The sequence below is a fragment of the Phyllobacterium calauticae genome (assembly GCF_019991125.1).
Taxonomy (GTDB): domain Bacteria; phylum Pseudomonadota; class Alphaproteobacteria; order Rhizobiales; family Rhizobiaceae; genus Phyllobacterium; species Phyllobacterium calauticae.
The window spans coordinates 47,562-65,232 of record NZ_JAGENB010000007.1; the positions used below are offsets into that span (position 1 = coordinate 47,562).

The 17,671-nt window shown below is 59.6% G+C and carries 17 protein-coding genes; 13 read left to right on the forward strand and 4 right to left on the reverse strand.

Features of this window, described 5'->3' with window-relative positions; all coding sequences use genetic code 11:
* Positions 1–14: 14 nt before the first annotated feature.
* Complete coding sequence (locus tag J1W56_RS21120) at positions 15–1,160, reverse strand: C45 family autoproteolytic acyltransferase/hydolase (protein ID WP_223615264.1); 1,146 nt, start codon at positions 1,158–1,160, stop codon at positions 15–17.
* 111 nt (positions 1,161–1,271) lie between these two features.
* Here J1W56_RS21120 and J1W56_RS21125 point away from each other — a divergent pair, with 111 nt between their 5' ends.
* The 6 genes from J1W56_RS21125 (at position 1,272) to J1W56_RS21150 (ending at position 8,153) form a co-directional block, all read left to right on the forward strand.
* A complete protein-coding gene (locus tag J1W56_RS21125) occupies positions 1,272–2,150 on the forward strand; it encodes a GntR family transcriptional regulator (RefSeq protein WP_223615265.1) in 879 nt (292 codons plus the stop codon).
* A 159-nt stretch (positions 2,151–2,309) separates the two neighbouring features.
* Positions 2,310–2,561 carry an acyl carrier protein gene (locus J1W56_RS21130; RefSeq protein WP_223615266.1) on the forward strand — a complete coding sequence of 84 codons (252 nt, stop codon included), beginning with the start codon at positions 2,310–2,312 and terminating at the stop codon, positions 2,559–2,561.
* Entirely contained in the window at positions 2,561–3,733 is a 1,173-nt protein-coding gene (locus J1W56_RS21135) for an acyl-CoA dehydrogenase family protein (RefSeq protein ID WP_223615267.1), read from the forward strand. Before J1W56_RS21130 ends, J1W56_RS21135 begins: the two co-directional genes overlap by 1 nt.
* 6 nt (positions 3,734–3,739) lie before the next feature.
* A complete protein-coding gene (locus tag J1W56_RS21140; protein ID WP_223615268.1) occupies positions 3,740–4,648 on the forward strand; it encodes an amino acid--[acyl-carrier-protein] ligase in 909 nt (302 codons plus the stop codon).
* The gene (locus J1W56_RS21145) at positions 4,639–5,667 is read left to right on the forward strand and encodes a DUF1839 family protein (protein WP_223615269.1); all 1,029 of its coding nucleotides are present in this window, start codon (positions 4,639–4,641) and stop codon (positions 5,665–5,667) included. Before J1W56_RS21140 ends, J1W56_RS21145 begins: the two co-directional genes overlap by 10 nt.
* A 14-nt stretch (positions 5,668–5,681) precedes the next feature.
* Positions 5,682–8,153 carry a glycoside hydrolase family 2 protein gene (locus J1W56_RS21150; protein WP_223615270.1) on the forward strand — a complete coding sequence of 824 codons (2,472 nt, stop codon included), beginning with the start codon at positions 5,682–5,684 and terminating at the stop codon, positions 8,151–8,153.
* Between the two features lie 3 nt (positions 8,154–8,156).
* Here J1W56_RS21150 and J1W56_RS21155 read toward each other — a convergent pair whose 3' ends face one another.
* Positions 8,157–9,956 (reverse strand): alpha/beta hydrolase, encoded by a 1,800-nt coding sequence (locus J1W56_RS21155; RefSeq protein WP_223615271.1) that lies wholly within the window; start codon positions 9,954–9,956, stop codon positions 8,157–8,159.
* Positions 9,957–10,144: 188 nt separating this feature from the next.
* Here J1W56_RS21155 and J1W56_RS21160 point away from each other — a divergent pair, with 188 nt between their 5' ends.
* The 5 genes from J1W56_RS21160 to J1W56_RS21180 all read left to right on the forward strand — a co-directional run bounded on the left by J1W56_RS21160 (position 10,145) and on the right by J1W56_RS21180 (position 13,791).
* Positions 10,145–10,447 (forward strand): hypothetical protein, encoded by a 303-nt coding sequence (locus J1W56_RS21160; protein ID WP_223615272.1) that lies wholly within the window; start codon positions 10,145–10,147, stop codon positions 10,445–10,447.
* Between the two features lie 182 nt (positions 10,448–10,629).
* Positions 10,630–11,532 carry an amino acid ABC transporter substrate-binding protein gene (locus J1W56_RS21165; protein WP_223615273.1) on the forward strand — a complete coding sequence of 301 codons (903 nt, stop codon included), beginning with the start codon at positions 10,630–10,632 and terminating at the stop codon, positions 11,530–11,532.
* A 72-nt stretch (positions 11,533–11,604) separates the two neighbouring features.
* Positions 11,605–12,342: an amino acid ABC transporter permease gene (locus J1W56_RS21170; protein WP_223615274.1), complete on the forward strand. Its 738-nt coding sequence runs from the start codon at positions 11,605–11,607 to the stop codon at positions 12,340–12,342.
* Positions 12,342–13,034 (forward strand): amino acid ABC transporter permease, encoded by a 693-nt coding sequence (locus tag J1W56_RS21175; RefSeq protein ID WP_223615275.1) that lies wholly within the window; start codon positions 12,342–12,344, stop codon positions 13,032–13,034. Before J1W56_RS21170 ends, J1W56_RS21175 begins: the two co-directional genes overlap by 1 nt.
* A gap of 19 nt (positions 13,035–13,053) precedes the next feature.
* The gene (locus J1W56_RS21180; protein WP_223615276.1) at positions 13,054–13,791 is read left to right on the forward strand and encodes an amino acid ABC transporter ATP-binding protein; all 738 of its coding nucleotides are present in this window, start codon (positions 13,054–13,056) and stop codon (positions 13,789–13,791) included.
* A 40-nt stretch (positions 13,792–13,831) separates the two neighbouring features.
* On the opposite strand, the gene J1W56_RS21185 is transcribed toward J1W56_RS21180, so the two are convergent.
* The gene (locus J1W56_RS21185) at positions 13,832–14,659 is read right to left on the reverse strand and encodes a hypothetical protein (protein ID WP_223615277.1); all 828 of its coding nucleotides are present in this window, start codon (positions 14,657–14,659) and stop codon (positions 13,832–13,834) included.
* Between the two features lie 254 nt (positions 14,660–14,913).
* Here J1W56_RS21185 and J1W56_RS21190 point away from each other — a divergent pair, with 254 nt between their 5' ends.
* Complete coding sequence (locus tag J1W56_RS21190; protein ID WP_223615278.1) at positions 14,914–15,492, forward strand: TetR/AcrR family transcriptional regulator; 579 nt, start codon at positions 14,914–14,916, stop codon at positions 15,490–15,492.
* Positions 15,489–16,898 (forward strand): nitrilase-related carbon-nitrogen hydrolase, encoded by a 1,410-nt coding sequence (locus J1W56_RS21195; RefSeq protein WP_223615279.1) that lies wholly within the window; start codon positions 15,489–15,491, stop codon positions 16,896–16,898. Before J1W56_RS21190 ends, J1W56_RS21195 begins: the two co-directional genes overlap by 4 nt.
* Positions 16,899–17,101: 203 nt before the next feature.
* Here J1W56_RS21195 and J1W56_RS21200 read toward each other — a convergent pair whose 3' ends face one another.
* Positions 17,102–17,488: an ester cyclase gene (locus J1W56_RS21200; protein WP_223615372.1), complete on the reverse strand. Its 387-nt coding sequence runs from the start codon at positions 17,486–17,488 to the stop codon at positions 17,102–17,104.
* Positions 17,489–17,671 lie beyond the last annotated feature (183 nt).

Consider the following 17,671-nt stretch of genomic DNA (forward strand, 5'->3'; position numbering starts at 1 on the left):
AAGATTTCCGCCCCTTAAGCGGCCGCGACTTGAACCGGGTCCGACCGAAGGCTGTAACGGGTGAAGTTGCGGTTGATGGCCGGCAGGCAGGCAACCTCCATGGTGCCGCTGGCGGGATGCATGATGACCATGGCAACCGTGGCCGAGAGGTTCCCTTCGGTGTTCAATCTCGGCGGCCTGCAAACGGCATAGGGCGTCAGGAAGTCATCGAAGAACGCGCGCTTCATATCGGCAATGCCGAGTTTTTCCCCGGCTTCCTCCAGTATCTTGCGCACGCGCCAGTCACGGTACGGGCTTTCCGGCACATGCGGCAGTCCTGTGTCCCGGAGTTTTGAAAGTGCCACGGGGCTCACCCAATGGTTGGCGTGAACAACCAACCCATTGGCCGGCAATATATGGAATACCTCATCCGGCGCGCACTCAAGGTCGATTGCAAAACCCGCGCCGGTCGAAAGGATCATGTTGTTGGAGCAGGCCTTCGGCGTTCCCGCCACCGCCCGCATCGCAAGGGCGAAATGCTCCTGCTCCAATGCCTTGCGCCGGATCAGCGCCAGGGGGACGCCCTGCTGCCGGTAGTCGCGATCGGATTCAAGATAGTTTGCCGTGATGCAGACGCCGGCGCTGTTCATGCCGTTCCGCGCAAGACCGCCCGCTTCGACGAATGTCAGGAAATCCGGGCCGTCCTCCTGCAGAACCCGCAAGACGATGGCCGTCTCGGCGCACTCCGTCTTCCAGTCCCAGTTCTGGCCGTGAATAAGAGTGCCGTCCAGGCTTCTCTCGGGAAGAATGACCGCGCCGGTGCACCCGTCGTCGATCTCATCTTCCTCGTCCAGCGGCGCGTTCTTTTCCAGACGCGCCTTGGCGATGACTTCGGTGCGCGCATTGATCATGACGATATCGTCGAAAGCAACGCCAGCGCCCTCGGCGATGCCGCGCATCTCCTCGATGTAGTGCGCACCGAAATTCGCGATTTCCCCGGCAAACTCCTCGATAAGCCGCGTCTTTTCGGATGCGCTGTAGCCCAGCTTGGCAAGCTGGTCGCCATACAGCGCAACGCTTTTTTTCACGCGCTCGGGCACCGCAGCACCGTATTGGCGCCCGCGCTCAAACGGCGTCCCGGAGACGGTTACGAAGGGAAAGGATGTCGGATATGAACTCATCGCTGCGCCTTATAGTGTATTTTGTTCAATTTACGTACACTTTAATACGTAATGATTGCGTGTCAATTGGCTTTTATGCAAAAATAAGCCGCATAGGATATGGAGCTAGGATTGACCGTCAGTGACCTGCAAATAGAAATCGCCCGCCAGATCGTTTCCTTGGCCTCGTCGGAGCGCTGGCCTGTCGGGGAGCGCGTATCGGATTTTGCTTTGGCCAGAAGGCTGGGGGTCTCACGATCGCCGATCCGCTCGGCCCTTGCCTTGCTGGCGAGCCGCGGCGTTCTGGCTCATGCGCCCGGCCGGGGCTATGTCCTGGCTCTCCTGCCTGATGGCAACGGCGATATCGATGGTATCGCGCCCCCGTCGGAGCTGGAAGACATCCACAAACGGCTGATGGCTGACCGGGCGACGGGCGCAATACCGATGGAGGTATCAGAGACGCTGCTGGCGGAGCGTTACAGCTCCACACGCGGAACCATTCGCAAAGTCCTGCTGCGGTTTGCCGCCGAAGGCCTGGTCCAGCGCCAGAGGGGCCACGGCTGGGCCTTTGCCGAAAGCCTCGATACCGACCAGGTGGAGGAGGAAAGCTATCAGTTCCGTATGATTCTGGAATGCGGCGCCCTGCGGCATCCGGGCTTCAAGGTGGACAAGGACCATCTTGCTTCCATCCGCGCCGCGCAGGCGGATATCATGCGCATCCCGCCCGCATCGGTTCAGCGGGATCAGTGGTTCAACGTCAATGCGTCGTTCCACGAAGCCCTGGCGGTCTGGTCGGGCAATCGCTTTCTCGTTCAGGCCGTTCGCCAGCAAAACAGCCTGCGGCGCATTACCGAATATGCCTATTTCGAAAGGCTCCCGCACGAACGCATCCGTCAGGTCTGCATCGAACACATTGCCATTCTCGACGCCCTGTCCGAGAACGACGTGATCTTTGCCGAGGCCCTTTTGCGCCGTCACATCGAAGGCGCAAGCCGCTATGAGGTGGAATGACCGGATGCTGGACTTACAAGTCTCGGGTCGCAATCAACCCGTTCCTGCCGTGATTCCCAAAAAAACAACCATAACTAGAAATAAAGACTTCAGACGATAGAAACTGCCGACATATTCGCGTATTGCAGACAGCGATAAATATGTGCGGGGGTGCATCCAATGAATGAAGCCATTCGGGAACTTTTGGCTAAGGTAGGCGGTTTGCCGGTCGCGGTCGATCAGATCAGCGATGAAGAAGACCTATACAATGCGGGGTTGTCCTCGTTCGCCTCTGTCCAGCTGATGCTGGGCATCGAGGACACATTCGATATCGAATTTTCCGACCAGTTCCTCAACCGCAAATCCTTTGCCAGCATCAAGGCTATCGAACGGACAGTGGAAGCGATCCTCAAGAACAATGAGGACGCCTGATGAACGCCGGCGCCGGTAACAGTCTGCAGCAGCGCGCGTCGCGCGTTGCCGCCATCGCCGCCCAGTTCGCCGACAATGTCGATACCGAAGCACGCTTTCCGCGCGAAGCCATCAATGCGATGAAGGCCGAGCATCTGCTTGGTATCCAAGTTCCCACCGATCTTGGCGGCGAAGCGGCGCAGGTCGAGCAGATTGCGGAAATATGTTCCATTATCGGACAGTCCTGTGCTGCCAGCGCGATGATTTTCGCGATGCACCACATCAAGCTGTCGAGCCTTGTCGAACATGGCCAATCCGCGCAATGGCACCGGGCCTTCATGCACCGGGTTGCGGCCGAACAGCTGCTGCTGGCGTCTGCAACCACCGAAGGCGGCATTGGCGGGGATTTGCGCAACAGCCTGTGCGCCATCGAAATTGACGGCGATACCTGTCGCCTCGAAAAGAACGCGACAGTCATTTCCTACGGCACCGAAGCCGATGCGATCCTGATCACGTCCCGCTCGGGCGCGGAGGCCGCATCTTCCGACCAAGTCATGACCGTTTTTGTCAGGGATCAGTATACGCTGGAGAAGACAAACGGCTGGGATACTCTCGGCATGCGCGGCACCTGCTCGGAAGGCTTTGTTTTTCGGGGAACCGGCAGCACGGAACAGATACTGCCCCACCCTTTCGCGGAAATCGCAGCGCAGTCCATGCTGGCCATGGCACATCTCCTCTGGAGCGCGCTCTGGTATGGCATTGCAGTCGATGCTGTCACCAGGGCCCAGTCCTTCGTCAGGGCGGCCGCCAAGCGTACGCCCGGCGTTCAGCAGCCGGGAGCATTGCGCGTCGCCGAAGCGTCGAACATGCTGCAGATGCTGAAGTCCGAAATCGTCGCCTGCCTCAATACCTACCGGCATGCCAAGGACGACAGCGACAAGCTCGCCTCGATGGGCTTTGCCATTACGATGAACAACCTCAAGGTTGGCGCATCGCAATCCATTCTCCAGATCATCAATCATGCCATGCTCGTCTGCGGCATCATGGGTTACAAGAACGGAACACCCTACAGCCTCGGCCGGCATTTGCGCGATGCCAATTCGGCACAGCTCATGGTCTCCAATGAGCGCATTCTTGGCAACACGGCCACGATGCTGCTCATCCATAAACAGAACACCAGTCTCTTGGGGTAACACGGCATGGACGCTCAAATATCTTTTCTCGACCGCCTGTTTTCGGCTGGTCTCCTGCTCGATACCGGCGTTGACGGTCTTTATGGACGCAGCGGCCGTTTCGAGGACGTCATTGCCGCGTTCGAGCGGCTGATTGACCGCACCGGCGGCAGCGATGGTGCCGAAGTCATCCGCTTCCCGCCCGGAATGAACCGCGCCATCTTCGAAAAAAGCGGCTACATGAAGAGTTTTCCGCAATTGGCCGGAACCATCCATAGTTTCTGCGGATGCGAGCTTGATCATGTCAATCTCATCCAGTGCATGGATGCCGGCAAAGACTGGACGAAGGAACAGCAAGCGACCGACATCGTGCTGACGCCGGCCGCCTGCTATCCGCTCTATCCCGTCGTTGCCCAGCGCGGCGACCTGCCGGCCGATGGCGGGCTGTTCGACCTGCAATCCTATTGCTTCCGGCACGAACCGTCGAAAGACCCGGCGCGCCAGCAGATGTTCCGCATGCGTGAATATGTCCGCATGGGCAAGGCCGATGACGTGACGGAGTTTCGCCAGCTCTGGATCGAGCGCGGCACGGACATCATGCAGCGGGTGGGCCTTCCCGTTCACATCGACGTTGCCAACGATCCGTTCTTTGGCCGCGCCGGGCGCATGCTGGTCAACAATCAGCGCGACCAGAACCTGAAATTCGAACTGCTTATCCCGATCACATCGACCGAGAATCCGACCGCCTGCATGAGCTTCAACTATCATCAGGATCATTTCGGCACGAAATGGGGCATTCAATTCGCCGATGGCACGACAGCCCATACTGCCTGTGTCGGATTTGGCTTGGAGCGGATTGCGCTTGCCCTGTTCCACCACCATGGCCTGGACATCGAAGCCTGGCCGGAACAGGTTCGCCAGGAATTGTGGGGCTGACCGGCGGCATGCAAGCTGTTTTCCCCCATATCGATCCGCAGACCTACCGGCCGCATGCCCTGCATGCGCAGGACCGGATCTGGCCGGAGACCAACTGCTATGTAGATCTGTGGATCGAGGTTCTTGCCGCACAGAACCTGCCGCCGGAAGCAATGCTGGGCTTCACCCTGAACCAGGACTTTGAAGGCGATCAGTTCACGTTTTTCAAGGTGCCGCTGGAGGATCTGGAGACGCTTTATGGCATTCGCGTCGGCGAGCTTGCCATCTTTGACACGGTGGAAAGCCACGTGGCCGCGCAGATGGCACGGGGCCGCCTCACCCTCGTGGAGATGGACAGCTATTTCATGCCGGACACCCATGGGGTGGGCTACCGCAGCGAGCACGGCAAGACGACGGTCGCCATCAACCGCATGGATCCGCAAAACCGCAGCCTCGATTATTTCCACAATGGCGGCTTCTTCCGCCTGGACGGCGACGATTTTGACGGCCTGTTTCAGCGTCATCTGACTGATGAGGACATGCCGTTCCTGCCCTACACGGAATTTGCAAAATTCCCGGACCAGCCAGCCGATGCCGCGTCCATACGCGCGAAATCCGCACGTCTGCTGCCCGGCCATTTCGCCCGCCGGCCCGCAGCAAATCCCATTCGTGCGTTCATGGATGTGTTTCCGCTGCAGGCCGAGGCCGTGGCGGAACGGCCCTTTGCGTTCTTCCATAAATACGCCTTCAACACGATGCGCCAACTGGGCGCCAACTTCGAGCTTGCCGCCAGCCATCTCACATGGTTGCGCCCGGATGGGGCCTTTGCGGCGGCGGCAAAGGATGCGATCCGCATTGCCGAGGTCGCCAAGGCGGCGCAGTTCCAGCTTGCCCGTGCCGTCACGCGCAAGAAATTTGCCCCGCTGGCCGATGCGCTCCTTCCCGCCGCCGATGCATGGGACAGCATGATGGATATTCTGGCTTCGGAACTCGGCCATCCCAAAGTGCACGCCGCTGCCGAAAGCCGCGTGGACGCCTGACGCGGATGGAGAGCGTGCCGCTGCCGATCAGTAACAAGGGTGGTCAACTTCTCGGCGATGCGTGGCACCTCATCCTGACGGCATCGGGCGAAGCAGCCGAGCTGGATCAGTTGCGCCGCGAAGGCGCTTTGCCCAATGTCCCGGTACCCGGCACAGTAGCGGAAGCCCTGGAACAGGCCGGCCGGTTTGAACGTGGCGCTCCCTTTCCGCTCAATCAACAGGACGCCTGGTATATCAGGGCATTCGGCAACGAACCGGCGGGAACGGCCATTCTTCGTTTCGAAGGGCTGGCGACAATCGCTGAAGTCTATTGGAACGGCAGCCGCATTCTGCAGTCCGGCAATATGTTCCTGTCGTCGGACGTCACAGTCGAATTGACCGGCAGGGACGAGCTCGCCATATGTTTTCGCGCATTGGCGCCTCTTCTCAACCGGAAGGGGCCGCGCGCACGCTGGCGCACGCAACTGATGAACGAACAGGGCCTGCGTCTGCTGCGGACCACGCCTCTGGGCTACATGCCTGGCTGGTGTCCCGAAATTCACCCGGCAGGTCCATGGCGCCCGGTAAGGCTGTTGCGGCCGGGCTCCGAGCCGATAGCGGATATTGACATCCACAGCGAATTGACCGGCGGTGGCGACGGCGTTCTCCGCGTGAGCTTTGCCTGGTCGGGCCCGTTTGAACATCCCGTGGTGGAATGTGCCGGCTGCAGCAGCGAAGCCGTTCTGAACGATGACGGCCGCTGGCATGCGCGTCTTGATTTACCGGGTGTGACCCAGTGGTGGCCCCACACGCACGGTTCGCCGGTCCTGCATGACGTCGTGCTCCGTGCCGGGCATGAAACATATCGGCTGGGGCGCACCGGCTTCAGGAGCCTGGAGATCGACCGGGGTGAGGACAGCCAGGGCTTTGCCTTGATCGTCAACGGCAGGCGCATTTTCTGCCGGGGCGCGGTCTGGAGCTCCGCCAACATTGTCCGCCTGCCGGGCAAGCGCGAGGATTACGCAGTCTGGCTGCGCCTTGCCGCGGAAGCCGGAATGAACATGATCCGTATCAGCGGCATAACGGTCTACGAAAGCAATGATTTCTTCGATCTGTGCGACGAGCTCGGCATCCTGGTCTGGCAGGATTTCATGTTCGCCAATTTCGATTATCCGGTGAAGGACGCGGAATTCGCGGCGCAGGTCGACGCGGAAGCCCGGCAATTGCTCAAGCGAACACGCGCGGCCCCATCCCTGGCGGTCCTGTGCGGTGGCAGCGAAATCTACCAGCAGGGCTCCATGCTGGGCCTGCCGGAAACCGTTTGGAAAGGGCCGCTGACCGAGGAAATCCTGCCGTCCCTGTCCCGCAGTCTGCGTCCCGACGTACCCTACGTCGCCAATTCGCCATGCGATGGTGCGCTGCCCTTTATCGCCAATGCCGGCGTCAGCCACTATTACGGCGTCAGTGCCTATTGCCGCCCGCTGGAGGATGCGCGCCGCGCCAATGTCCGCTTCGCCACGGAATGCCTGGCGTTTTCCAACGTTCCGGAAGCCCGCACATTGACGGCGCACCTGAACGTGCCTGCGGTCCACCATCCCCGCTGGAAGGCAAGGGTACCCCGCGACAACGGTGTATCCTGGGACTTCGAGGATGTGCGGGAGGCCTATCTCGCCATGCTGTACGGCTTCGACCCGACGACACTGCGCCGCGAAGACATGCCGTCCTACCTGCACCTGTCCCGGGCGGTAACGGCCGAAGTGATGGAAGCCACCTTTGCCGAATGGCGGCGGCCGGGAAGCAGCTGCTGGGGCGGGCTTGTCTGGATGCTGCAGGATCTTTTGCCAGGTGCGGGCTGGGGCGTCATCGACAGCACGGGTGAGCCGAAGGCCGCATGGTACGGCTTGAAACGTGCCTGGCGCGCCATCAATCTCACCCTCACCGATGAGGGCGTTAATGGTCTTGCGCTTCACATCGTCAATGAACGGCCAAAGAGCATGGCAGCTTTCGTCGAAGTCACGTGCCTGCGCGCCGGGAGGCAGCCCGTCGTGTCGGGCCGCCGTGATCTGACACTCGAACCGGGCCAGCAATTGACGCTGGCGGCGACGGATCTGTTCGGTGCCTTCTTTGACACAACCTATGCCTATCGCTTTGGCCCGGTTTCCCATGACGTGACCGTGGCCCGCTTGAAAGAACCGCAGTCCGGCAGGGTTCTCGCCGAGGCTTTCCATTTTCCGCAAGGCCGGACGAAAGCCTTCCATGAGGCGGCAGTGGAAACCGCCCTTACCCTGGAGGGGAATGTCTGGTTCCTTGAGCTGACCACGCCCGTGCTCGCCCAGTCAGTCCATGTGGATATCGAGGGATACCGCCCCGATGACAACTGGTTTCATCTGGCGCCTGGCGAGACCAAGCGGCTCGAATTGATCCCGCGGGACGGCACCGCGCTTTCAACCCGCCCAGCCGGCGAAATCCGCATTGCCGGAAGTCCTCGCACCGTCTGGTTTGAGTGATCGTCAGCCCGGAAAACGCACCGCCATCCGTTCGAGCGCGTCAATATAGATATCGCGGGCGTGTTGCGGTGTGAGATTGTGATCCGCATCGGCGATCTTCTTGACCGACACATTGGGATACCCGGCAATCCTGCCTTCCCGCGCATCGAAATAGTAGCCGAAATATTCAAGTCCGGGATCCCGGTAGCTGTAGAGCAGTTCAACGGGACTCTGCCTCTCCTTCAACACGCCGAATGCCTTGTAGACGGCCCGGCCTTCTGTCGTCCGGCCGCGAAGCAGATGCCGCGCCCGTTTGGCAATGCGCCGGACCATTCCTCCGGCAACGTTTCGGGCAATGCCGACAAAATCCAGTTCGCCGCGGACGAGACGTTTGAATGTCGAGGCGCGCAAGAGCCGGCTGCCATATTCTTCCAGGGTTCGGCTGCCTTCACGCACGGCCTCATCGACCGAACGTCCCGGTTCCCAGTAAAAGGTAATGGGATTGACGAGGACCGCACCGGACAGCCGCGGATCGGCAACGATGTTCTGAAATCCGAGATAAGCGCCGCTGCAACGGCCCGCAGCGATGATTGCCGCAGTGCCAAGACTATTGAGGAAAGACAACGCTTCGGCAACGTCAGCATTCTGTGCATCATGATAAAGTACCTGATCCGGAATACCCGGCACCGGCGGACTATCGGACGCATTGGCCGTATCAAACCGGAGCGAGGCGACGCCGCGCCGTGCCAGCGCGCGCGCTGTGGTGACAATCGTGCGTCCCCATCCCGCATGCCGGTCATAGGCAGAGGTCAGGAACAGCACCGTCGCCCCGCGCCGTGTACCTTGCGGCTCGCACAGCACGCCATAGAGCCGGTCACCGCAGCCGAAGCGCAGCGGGGTTTCCGCAAAACCATCGCCCTGCAACGTCCCGGCTTTCACGTCCTGAACGACAAGTGCACGGGCTTCGATGGGCGGGAAGCGTCCTGCAACACCGGCGGCCCAATCGACAATGCGGTCGGCAACGGCGAGCGGCAGCTGCGAGATGACAGGATTGGAAACCAGTTTGTCATAGCTGGTGTAGTCCTCGGTCACCGTATCCATGCCGAGCTGGCTGAGATGCGCCGCGAACTCCCGGTCGGACGGTCGGTCCACCCGCGCCAAGACCATACATTCCGCTGCAATCTTGCTGCCAAGTGTCATCAGGTTTGCCCGGCGCAATCCTTCCGCCACTTCGGTGGGCAGTTTCAACGAGGCAATCGACACGCCAGTCTTGTCGCGCTGGGCTTCCGGCAAGCCAAGGTCGGCGTCAACCATGCCGGACCAGATTGATAGTTCACGCGTATAGTGTCGGCCTGAAACAACCGGCGCCATGAACGCAATGGCTTCAAGCCCGTCCATCCGAGCCGCTGCATCGGCGGCGATAACGCAACCCAATCCCTGGCTCAGAACGATGATGCGCTGGCAGCCCGAGAGGTCCTTCAACAGCTCCGCCCCGGCCACAAGCGCGTCACTCCAGACCGCCAGTCCCCTGGAAAAGTCGCCATCATCCAGCGCGTCACCGGTTCCCGGCCAATCGAAGCGGAAGGACGGGATGCCCTTCTCAGCCAGTTTCTCCGCAATGATGCGCCAGAATTTGCGGGTGCACAGTTCTTCCAGCCCCCACGGGCTGGCGAAAAGCACCGCCGTACTGCCCGGATGATCCGCATCAGCCCTTTGAAAAAGTCCAATCGTCCGATTGAAAACAACAGGCTGCGCCGCCGCCCGCCCCCCTATCCTTATTGCGTCCGCAAGTTCCCCAGACTGGATATGGATTTCCTTGTTCATGGTCCGCCTCGCCCCCGATGCTGAAGGAACTGCTCTAGCAGAGGAACAGGGGCAATGGCCACCGGCCCTTTCCATCCCGGTTACCAAACGCATAAGAATTCGACCTGCTGCACGGGAGAGCCAACAGCCGTAGTGACAATCGGCCGGAGTCTCCATTAACATCGCGCTGGATTACCTTGGGGTGGCCAATGGTTGAATCAGATCGTTTTCCTGCTTCGCACCGGACGCCGCTGACCCGTATATCGACATCGCGGGAGAAAAGCATGGCCTCTTATAAATATGGAAAGTACCTGCTGAGATACGAGAGCGATCAGTTTGACAAAGAATTCGAGCCCGGATCGATCCCCTACAATTCCGGCATATACCGCTGCAAAAACTGCGGTGAGGAAATAGCTGCAACAGAAGGCGTACCGCTGCCGGCTCAACACCGGCACTCGAATAACCTGCCAATCGTCTGGCAATTGCTCGTCTATGCGGCTCCGAGAGACTGAATATCCGGACATTACAAGAGCCGGCGGCGTTCCCATTACATCGCCGCCCGCGGGCAGCAGAGGCCTTTCACAACAATGGGTGTTCCACAGCCAAGCGGCCCGGATTTGCAAATTGGAAGCCTAAGCGCTTTTCAATTTCGCCGAATGCGGCCATAGTTGCGGCGTTCGAATTGGAGGATTAAATGAAAAAAATTCTGATCACGGCAACAATAATCTTTGCTGCTCTTGGGTCAGCGGCACAGGCTGACGGAACTCTGGACAAGATCAAGTCCTCTGGCACCATCACGCAGGGTGTACGAGAGTCATCCGGATTGGCCTATACGCTCGGCAATGGCGTCTACACCGGCTATCACTACGATGTCTGCCAGAATATCATTGCGGACATCAAGAAGAAGCTTGGACTTGAAAAGCTGGACATCCGGTATCAGCCTGTCACATCGCAGAACCGTGTGCCTCTGGTCCAGAACGGCACCGTCGATCTCGAATGTGGCTCAACAACGAACAACACCGCACGCGCGAAGGACGTTGCATTTGCCGATACCGTGTATGTCGAGGAAGTGAAAATTGCGGTCCGTGCCAACTCCAACATCAGCAAGCTGGAAGATCTGAACGGCAAGAACGTGGCGACCACGACCGGCACCACCTCCGTGCAGACCCTGCGCAAAAACAAGCGCGGCAAAGACATTACCTTCAACGAGGTCTATGGCAAGGATCACGCCGACAGCTTCCTGCTCCTGCAGAGCGGCCGCGCCGATGCCTTCGTGATGGACGCCTCGATCCTCGCGGCCAATATTGCCCGGGCACAAAAGCCGAGCGATTTCAAGGTTCTGCCGGAAGTACTGTCCGTTGAGCCTATCGCCATCATGATCCGCAAGGACGACCCCGAATTCAAGAAGGCGGTCGATGAAAGCATCGTGGAACAGATCAAGGCAGGCACCATCGCCAAGCTCTACGACAAGTGGTTCATGCAGCCCATTCCGCCGAACAATGTTTCGCTGAACATGCCGGCCTCGGAAGCAACCAAGGAAGCCTGGGCCAATCCGAACGACAAGCCGACCGAGGACTATAAGCAACCCGGTCAATAGGTTTGAGCTTACCAGGGCCGGGAAACGCGCAGTACCGGCCCTGTTGATGCAACACGTGCGGGTGGGCGAGATATGATGGCGTATTGGCAGAACGTATGGGATCGCTGGCAGTTTCTTTGGGATGACCGGGGTGACGGCGTCACCTACTTTCAATGGATGCTGTCGGCTTGGGGCTACACGGTTGCCGTGGCCGCCACCTCGCTCGTGATCGCTCTGGTGTTCGGCATCGTCATTGGCACGTTGCGCACGCTGTCGGGACACCGGGTCATCTCCGCCTTCGCGGCGGGATGGGTTGAGCTTTTCCGCAATATTCCCATCCTCGTCCAGCTCTTCATCTGGTTCTTCGTGATTTCCGAACTCGTTCCTGGCATGCGGAGCGTGCCGGGCTTCGTTTTGGCCTGCTGTGCGCTCGGCTTCTTCACCTCCGCCCGTATCGCCGAACAGATACGCGCCGGTATCCAGGCTTTGCCGACAGGCCAGCGTAACGCCGCCTATGCTGTCGGCTTCACCCAGTTTCAGACCTACCGCTATGTGATCCTGCCGCAGACCTTCCGCATCATCATCCCGCCGCTGACCAGCGAAGCGATGAATATCGTCAAGAACTCGTCAGTCGCCTTTGCGGTATCGATTCCCGAACTGATCAGCTTCGCCATGCAGACACAGGAAGAGACGTCGCGCGGGGTCGAGGTCTATCTGGCGGCCACGGTGCTCTATGCGGTGACCGCGCTGGTGGTCAACCGGGTCATGGCCTTCATGGAACGGCGGATGCGCATACCCGGCCTGACGGTCCAGACGCAGGGAGCGCACTGATGGCTACGCTCGACTTTTCGTTCTATACATGGGCCAACATCAGTAACTATCTGCTCAGCGGCCTCTATTTCAGCGTCTCGCTCACGATTGCCGCCACCATTGGCGGCATTGCCCTCGGCACCGTCATTGCCCTGATGCGCCTGTCCAACGTCAAGCTGCTGGAATATATCGCCACATGGTATGTCAATGTGTTTCGCAGCGTGCCGCTGGTGATGGTGATCCTCTGGTTTTTCCTGCTGGTGCCATCCGGTTTTTACGACCTGTTCCCGGGTGGAAGCGGCCAGAAATACCGGGCCGAGATTTGCGCCCTGATAACCTTCATTGTCTTTGAAGCCGCCTTCTTCAGCGAGATCGTGCGCGCCGGCATCCAATCCCTGCCGCGCGGCCAGACGAATGCGGGGCAGGCTCTCGGCATGACCTATGCGCAGAACATGCGCTACATCATCCTGCCCCAGGCGATCCGCAACATGCTGCCGGTCTTCCTGACCCAGACCATCGTGCTGTTCCAGGATACCTCGCTGGTCTATGCCATCGGCGCCTACGACATCCTCAAGGGTTTCGAAATCATGGGCAATACGTTTGGCCGGCGGATCGAAACTTATCTCCTCGCGGCCGTGGTCTATTTCGTCATCTCCTTTTTCTTGTCCATGCTCGTCAAGAAATTGAACCAGAAAATCCGCATCGTGCGCTGAACTGAAGGACGCAATCGCAATGATCGAAATGAAAAGCGTTTCCAAATGGTATGGCACGACTCAGGTCCTCAACGACTGCTCGGTCAAGATCAACAAGGGAGAGGTCGTCGTCGTTTGCGGGCCGTCCGGCTCAGGCAAATCCACCCTGATCAAGACCATCAACGCGCTTGAACCGATCCAGAAGGGCGAAATCTGGATCGACGGCGTCGCCGTCCACGACAAGGCCACCGACCTGCCGAAATTAAGAAGCCGCGTCGGGATGGTCTTCCAGCACTTCGAACTGTTTCCGCATCTGTCGGTCACGGACAATCTCATCATTGCCCAGATAAAGGTGCTTGGTCGCCGGCGCGACGAAGCCAAGAAGCGTGGCCTGCAAATGCTGGAGCGTGTCGGCCTCATCGATCATCAGCACAAATTTCCCGGCCAGCTTTCCGGCGGCCAGCAGCAGCGCGTGGCCATCGCCCGCGCGCTCTCCATGGATCCGATCATCATGCTTTTCGACGAGCCGACATCGGCGCTTGATCCGGAGATGGTGGGCGAGGTGCTGGACGTCATGGTCGGTCTAGCCTCCGAAGGCATGACCATGATGGTGGTGACGCATGAAATGGGTTTTGCCCGGAAAGTCTCCAACCGCGTCATTTTCATGGATGTTGGCGGCCGCATTCTCGAGGATACAACCAAGGACGAATTCTTCGGCAAGATCGAGGACCGCCAGCCGCGCACGCGCGAATTTCTCAACAAGATTCTGCAGTATTGAGGTCGCGGCAGGGGCGACAGTCCCCGCTTTGTTCAGGCCGTCACTGGGCGCCGACCGGCCGCGGCGGATAGATGGCCTGCACCTGTGTGGATCTGAGCGTACCGGATATCGCACCTGTCGTCATAGCCGACGTGCCGGGGTGGGTTTTTCCGGCAATCAGCATATCTTCGTGCACCCAGCCGATCATGTCGGTAGCGGGAATCACGATATGATGCCATTTGCCGGTTTTGCCATAGGAGCGCATTTCGCGTCCCTTTTCCACGGTACCCGCCGGTTCGGATTTATCCCACGCATTGCGCCGCAAGGTCAGCCTTTCCCGCGCATACACCACCGATGGCGTCATGTTGGGCATGTTGATCCCGCGTGGCAGGTGAATACCCGTCCGCTCCGCAGGACCAACGGCCAAGGCCGGGCGCTGCAATGGTTGCGGCTGCTGTAATGCTGCCCGTTGCAGCGGCGTGGGCACCGCGGGATTCGGCTGTGCGCCGACGGGAATGGAGGGGCGCGGGATCGGAGCATTGAAAGCGGTAGCTGGAATGTTCTCCTGGCGCGGCGCGGCTTTCACTGTCTGTTTCACATCTGCGTCTGGCTTTGCGGCGGCTGATCGACTGGTCTGTGCTGCTGGACGCTCGAACCATCCGGCGAAGGCTTTGAGCGGGCCTTTGTGCTGCGTCGCCGACCATATGCTCAATGCGCCAACGCCGACAATCACAGCAAGAGCCAGGATTATACCCGTCGAGGACCCGCCCGATGCGGAGCGCGGCGATGACCGCTTCGGCGAACGTGACGGTGAACGGGTGCTGCGCTTTCTCTTGGCCATATAAATCCTGCCCTCTTCGGCCCAGTCGCGGTTGGGCCAGATCAACATCGGGTTTGACAACGTTCCTGAGCGTCGAATCGCGATGTCAGCCAGCCTGACAGGGCTTCCTTGGTATTTCGTTACCGGGCAGCAAGGACATGGTACATCAGCAGCTTGAGGGATGCGGTGGCTGGCGCCGCGGACGATTTTCATCCCGTTATGCCGAGCCCGATACTATGCCGAACCCGCTCCCTAAAGCCCAAGGTTTCCGATATGACTTCAGCCCTGTGTACATTGCACACAGATACGTGTACAAAGCACACATGACCGTGGACCGGATCTTTGCGGCAGCCAAAGCCGTGCTCGAACAAGAAGGATTAGCGGGACTCACCATCCGCAAGGTGGCGCAGAGCGCGCAGATGTCGACGATGGCGATGTACCGCCACTTCGCCGACAAGAACGCTCTGCTGAACGCTTTGATGGCGGACGGACTTCGGGCCTGGGAAGAGCGCGCGCGCGCCATCGGCACATCCGATCCGATGGAATGGCTGGAGGAGCTCGGCGAAGCTTACTTGGACTTCGCCATCACGGAACCCCACCGGTTCGACGCGGCATTCTTCCTGCCCGCTCCCGAGGCGCGCCGCTTTCCAGACGATTTTGCGGCCGGCCGCTCGCCCGTATTGACCATGGCCATGAAGCGCATCGAAGAGGTGCAGGCAGAGGGACGCATCGGGGACACGCCCGCGCTCGAAATCGCCTTGGCGCTCGCGGCGCTCGGTCAAGGCCTCGTCTCGATGCATCGCGCCAACCGCTTTTCGAGCGAGACGCAGTTCAAAGCGCTCTACCGCACGGCCCTTCACCAATGTCTCGCTTCATTCGAATCTGCTCGGAGAACAAGATGATCGCCGTCCTCGCTGCGCTGCTGAGCGGCGCGATGTTCTACCTGTCACAGGGCTTCGACGACGTATGGATGCTGGCTTGGTTCGCACCGGTACCGCTCCTGTGGCTGGCCTACGGAAAGCAGCCGATGTGGCAGGTGATGGCGGCGAGCGCGGCCGCGATCCTGGCAAGCGGCGGCTACATACTGCAACTGCCTTACATACCGCCGCTCTTCATAATCGTGCCGGTGCTGCTGCTTTACGTTGGCATGTTTTGCGCCGCCGTCTGGTTCGCGCGCTTTGTACACCTCTGGGCGCATCCGTTCGCCACACTCTTCGCGTTTCCAGCATGGTGGACGGCATTCGAACTCCTGAGTCAGCTTCCATCGCCGAACGGCACCTACGGCTCGTTTGCCTACAGCACGATGTCAGCGCCCATCCTGATCCAGAGCGCTTCGCTCTTGGGAATGTACGCCGTCACGTTCCTCATTTGCCTCTTCGCCAACACCGTTGCCTTGGCGCTGCGCGCCAGGCGGGAGGCCATCGCCGCCATCACTCTGGGCGTTGCGATCTGCGCGGCGAACTTGGCGTTCGGGTTCGTGCGTCTGGCCCAGCCACAGCCGTCCACCGTCCGGGTAGCGGGCATCGTCGATGAGTCCATTGTAGCGAACGCCTGGCGTGCGCATGCTTTGCCGGAGGATCTTGCGGTGACGACAGCCTACGCCCAGGAAATCCGTGAAGCGGCTCGCCAGGGCGCCCGTTTCATCGTGACGTCGGAAGGCGGCATGGCTTCGATCCCTGAGGCGCAGTCGGCTATCGTCGCGCCGCTTGCGTCCGCGTCCAGGGAAACAGGAGTACGGATCATTGCCGGCTTCCATTCTGACCACCCGCCAGCCGACTTCGCGCTTGCATTCGACCCCACGGGACCGATGCAGCGCTATGACAAGCGGCATCCCGTGCCGGGGCTTGAAGAGCGCTACGTGCCCGGTCACGCCTCCGGGTCTCTGGCCGACGGATTCGCAATGGAGATCTGCAAAGACATGGATTTCCCCAGCACAATTCGCTCCGATGCCGTGAACGGAGCCCGGCTGGCAGGTGTGCCGGCGGGCGACTTCGGCATCGACGGCTGGCAGCATGGGCGAATGGCCATCATGCGCGGCGTCGAAAACGGATTTTCCATGATGCGTCCCGCGCACCATGGCCTGGTGATCGCCAGCGATGCGCAAGGCCGTGTCATTGCCATGAAGGAGGATGCGCCGACGGGCCTGACCATGGTGGTCACGGACCTTCCGCCCGGGCCCGGGCCGACGCTTTACACGCGGATCGGCGATCTCTTCGCGTGGCTGTGCCTCGCCTCAACACTTTCGATCGCCATTCTCTCGATGTTGAAACGTCGGCGCGCAGTCGCCGCTGCCCCTGCGCAGTCCTGATGCCGCCGGTTGCGCGAGGTTCGGATATCGAACCGACCCTTAAACTTGCTGGTCCGCGACGATCAGGCAGCGGCCACTGTTAAAAAAGCAATAGTCATGAGTGTCTCCGCCAAGTTGCAGTTGCGGAGACAGACCATTATGCCAAGCTTCAATCCTTGATTACCGGAAATCTCGGGTTTTAGGGAATGGGCTCGGGATAAGTACTATATCTGCGCTTCGATGGCGGCCTTGTCTATCACCGACCATACCAGACTGATTTTTCCGTCGCGAAACTGGTAGAATACATTTTCGCTGAAGGACACTTTCCTCCCATTGATGGGAAGACCAAAGAAATTCCCTTTTGGCGTCACGTTAAACAGGAGGCGGGCAGCAATGTAGGATTGGTCGGAAATCAGCAGATCAATATTGAAATACAGGTCCGGAATTTCCACAAAGTCGTTCTCCAGCAGCCCTCGATACCCTGTCAACCCGATCAGCTTTCCGTTGTAGCGCACGTCCTCCTGAACGAACGTTCCGAGGTTCGGCCAATCCTGTGCATTCAAGCAGGCAATATAGGCGTTGTAGATTTCCGCGAGGTTTGTCTCAGTCATGACAACTGCTCCTTGGCTGCCGGTGAAGTTCAGGACGAGGCGAATACGTGCATCGGTCACCGCATTAAGACTCAACCTATTGCGGCATGCCAACACTTATCCAGATCAGGTTCGACTAGCTATATCCAACGTTCACATCCGTTGGCCTTGAGGGATCAGGCAAATTGATGGGACAATTGAAAC